This is a genomic window from Photorhabdus hainanensis (assembly GCF_018448965.1).
Taxonomy (GTDB): Bacteria; Pseudomonadota; Gammaproteobacteria; order Enterobacterales; family Enterobacteriaceae; genus Photorhabdus; species Photorhabdus akhurstii.
On record NZ_RCWD01000084.1, the window covers coordinates 1 to 2,914 of the forward strand.

Sequence of the window (2,914 nt, forward strand, 5' to 3'; positions counted from 1 at the left end):
GGGCAGTACGCAGAAAATTGCGCGGCACATCGGGGTTATTGGTGATTGATGAGGCCGACCATCTTGATTATCCGGTATTAGAGGAATTGCGCATCTTGCAGGAGGAGACCGGTATTGGTCTGGCGCTGGTCGGCAATCATCAAGTCTATGCCCGGCTGACTGGCGGTAGTTCCCGCAGTGTGGACTTTGCGCGATTGTTCAGCCGGATAGCGAAAAAAGTCGCCATCCTGAAAACCAAAAAAGATGACGTTATCGCCATTGCTGAGGCTTGGGGGTTGGGCCAACAGGAACGCGCGTTAGTTCAGCAGTTATCAGAACGTCCCGGCGCACTGCGTACCGTATCCCATACCCTGCGACTGGCAGCCATGTTTGCCAAAGGCAACAACGAACTCCTTTCTGAGAAACATATCCGCGCGGCGGTTAAAGATTTAGAGGGGGCGACATTATGACAAAGGATTCACTGGTTTCAGTATTTAATCGTGCTGGCGATGCGGTATCCGCGCTGACAGAACAGGGGTTTACTGTGATGAGTATCATGATACGGGATAGTGCGCCGCGTATACAAATTGCCCGCCATCAGCATTGTGAGCAGTTAATTCGTAACGGTAAGGCCACCTACCGATACCTTGGGCGCAATAGTGATTATCGGCAGGGGATGTTTATGCATTGCGGTTGTCAGGTCTTTTGGTCTGAATCATTACATTAATTAGGGGGATGTATGGCTGTTAAAATCGAAATTGTTATTACCACTCATCAGGGGAAATTAATGCATGACGTTAAAGCGTCAGGCGGCGCTGTCTACACAGCCAATGAAAAACAAGAGGTCATGGCGCTGGTACAGGTTATTAAGCATCACCTCGCGCAGCAATACGATTTATGTTTTCACACTCAGGAGGTTAATCAACATGTCCACTAAACAATACACAACACAGCAGGCACCGGAGAGTTATTGGGTCGATGCTAAAGGCGTACTGACGCCCGTCAGTATCATCAAAGCGATTGATCTGGAGCGGGATAATTTAGTCGGAGAAATCGTTGAGCAGGCCATCACGGTTAACTCGGCATTAGCTGAGTTGAAGCTGCGTGCTTTTGCTGATATCCAGGCTTTTGTTGATTTGTCAGCAGAGAAATACGGCGCCACGAAAGGCGGGAAAAAAGGCAATGTGACACTCTATTCTTATGATGGCCGTTTTAAAATTCAACGTGCAATGCAAGACCGTATTGCTTTTGATGAGCGTTTGCAGGCGGCTAAATCCCTGATTGATGAATGTCTTGCAGACTGGACGGAAGGGGCGCGTCCTGAAATCCATGCCTTGATTAGTCAGGCGTTCTCTACCGATAAGGAAGGTGACATTAATACAGGTCGTGTCCTGGGTCTGCGTCGGCTGGATATTGATGATGAGCGTTGGAATAAGGCGATGATTGCTATCGGAGAAGCTTTGCAAGTTATCGGCAGTAAATCCTATATTCGGGTTTATGAACGTGTGGGGGATACTGACCAGTATAAACCGATACCGTTGGATATTGCCGGGGTCTGACATGAAAGCGAAACGGTTTAATCAACGTTATCGGGTTGGAGCCAGTTTTATTTATCAGCCCAACAAAATATTACGCGGTGGAACGCCGGTCAAGACAATTGATAAAGCGAAAGATTTAACCCATTGCACGGTAGTTGAAATTAGTACTGAACCTTATTTTGTCAGAACAGATTATTTAACTCCGGCGTGATTTAGCACACCACAAAATTAAAGACGGTTTAAACATGGCGTAAACCCGCCAGGGGCGCGCTTACGCCAAAATTGAGGACAGCAACAATGAATATTGATAAACCAGGATGGAAAGCTATTGAAGAAGAGCTGAAAAGTCTATTTTGCCACGTTAGTTTTCAGTATCAGGGCGTTGTCATTAGCGTTACCAGGGAAAGGGTCAGCGAGAACAGGAGCCAATTATTTGTTTATTTCAATAATAAGGTGTGCCTTGCATGGGGTGACAAAGGCCATGATATGTATAACCCATTAACTGAATTATTTTGGCGGACGGTTACCAAGCCATTGTATAGCAAAACAAGAATTGCAGAAGTAGAAAAGTTGTTGGGTAAGCGTCATGCGAAAAAAGAATTGCCATATATCTATAAAACCCACACTTATCTTTCTCCTGGATTTATCAACGCCGTTCAATTAATCCGGCAATACAAAAAGATTGCAGGGCTTGAGTGGATTAACAAATCGGAGGTATCACAATGACACCCGTTGTTTTTATTTCAGGCCCGATGACCGGCAAACCCAATTTCAATCGTGATGCATTCAATCTTGTAGCGAAACAGCTAAAAAGCCAGGGCCTTATTGTTCTGAATCCTGCTGTCCATCCTGACGGACTGACGCATGAACAATATATGCGTATGTCGCTGGTGATGCTGGAGCAAGCTGATGCCATTTATTTACTCGACGGCTGGGAAAACAGCACGGGTGCTGTCATGGAGTTTGACCGGGCCAAAATGCACAATTTGATGTTTATGTACGACTCATGGGATGTATTCCATGCCGCTGCTGCCCGGAACCGTAAACAACGGGGGAAAATGAACGATGAATAAACAACAACTGATCCGCCTTATTCATATCGCCAAAACCAAACTTAAGCTTGACGATGACACTTATCGCGCGGCCCTGGCGACAGCAACCGGCGGGAAAACATCATGCAGTGATATGTCCCATCATGAATTAAAACAGGTGTACGTCGCGTTTGTTGAGCGGGGATTTAAACGCCGTTTTAAGCCTGATTATCAGCATGTTAAAGGCCGTGTGCGCACGGCAGAAATTAACAAAATTCGGGCTATTTGGATCACCATGCATCAGCAGGGATTTATTGATGATGGTTCAGAGTCAGCATTGAATAAATTTGTGATGCGACAAACAGC

General features: G+C 46.1%; 8 protein-coding genes. All 8 read left to right on the plus strand.

What is annotated here, in order from left to right; genetic code table 11:
- A partial coding sequence (locus EAE92_RS23780; RefSeq protein ID WP_214069829.1) for an AAA family ATPase occupies window positions 1-449 on the plus strand: 449 nt, incomplete at its 5' end.
- A complete protein-coding gene (locus EAE92_RS23785) occupies window positions 446-706 on the plus strand; it encodes a hypothetical protein (RefSeq protein ID WP_065824601.1) in 261 nt (86 codons plus the stop codon). The genes EAE92_RS23780 and EAE92_RS23785, both read left to right, overlap by 4 nt.
- A gap of 12 nt (window positions 707-718) precedes the next feature.
- Entirely contained in the window at window positions 719-916 is a 198-nt protein-coding gene (locus EAE92_RS23790; protein WP_036769232.1) for a hypothetical protein, read from the plus strand.
- A complete protein-coding gene (locus tag EAE92_RS23795) occupies window positions 906-1,538 on the plus strand; it encodes a DUF3164 family protein (protein WP_214069830.1) in 633 nt (210 codons plus the stop codon). Before EAE92_RS23790 ends, EAE92_RS23795 begins: the two co-directional genes overlap by 11 nt.
- 1 nt (window position 1,539) lies before the next feature.
- Window positions 1,540-1,728 (plus strand): hypothetical protein, encoded by a 189-nt coding sequence (locus tag EAE92_RS23800; protein WP_172907961.1) that lies wholly within the window; start codon window positions 1,540-1,542, stop codon window positions 1,726-1,728.
- A gap of 86 nt (window positions 1,729-1,814) precedes the next feature.
- Window positions 1,815-2,243: a hypothetical protein gene (locus EAE92_RS23805; protein WP_214069831.1), complete on the plus strand. Its 429-nt coding sequence runs from the start codon at window positions 1,815-1,817 to the stop codon at window positions 2,241-2,243.
- Window positions 2,240-2,590 (plus strand): DUF4406 domain-containing protein, encoded by a 351-nt coding sequence (locus EAE92_RS23810; RefSeq protein WP_065824597.1) that lies wholly within the window; start codon window positions 2,240-2,242, stop codon window positions 2,588-2,590. Before EAE92_RS23805 ends, EAE92_RS23810 begins: the two co-directional genes overlap by 4 nt.
- On the plus strand, window positions 2,583-2,914 hold a 332-nt coding region (locus EAE92_RS23815; RefSeq protein WP_214069832.1), incomplete at its 3' end, for a gp16 family protein. The genes EAE92_RS23810 and EAE92_RS23815, both read left to right, overlap by 8 nt.

Coding starts and splice junctions, on each gene's coding strand:
- EAE92_RS23800 (WP_172907961.1), top strand. CDS start 1,540: ATGAAAGCGAAACGGTTTAATCAACGTTATCGGGTTGGAGCCAGTTTT.
- EAE92_RS23805 (WP_214069831.1), top strand. CDS start 1,815: ATGAATATTGATAAACCAGGATGGAAAGCTATTGAAGAAGAGCTGAAA.
- EAE92_RS23785 (WP_065824601.1), top strand. CDS start 446: ATGACAAAGGATTCACTGGTTTCAGTATTTAATCGTGCTGGCGATGCG.
- EAE92_RS23795 (WP_214069830.1), top strand. CDS start 906: ATGTCCACTAAACAATACACAACACAGCAGGCACCGGAGAGTTATTGG.
- EAE92_RS23810 (WP_065824597.1), top strand. CDS start 2,240: ATGACACCCGTTGTTTTTATTTCAGGCCCGATGACCGGCAAACCCAAT.
- EAE92_RS23790 (WP_036769232.1), top strand. CDS start 719: ATGGCTGTTAAAATCGAAATTGTTATTACCACTCATCAGGGGAAATTA.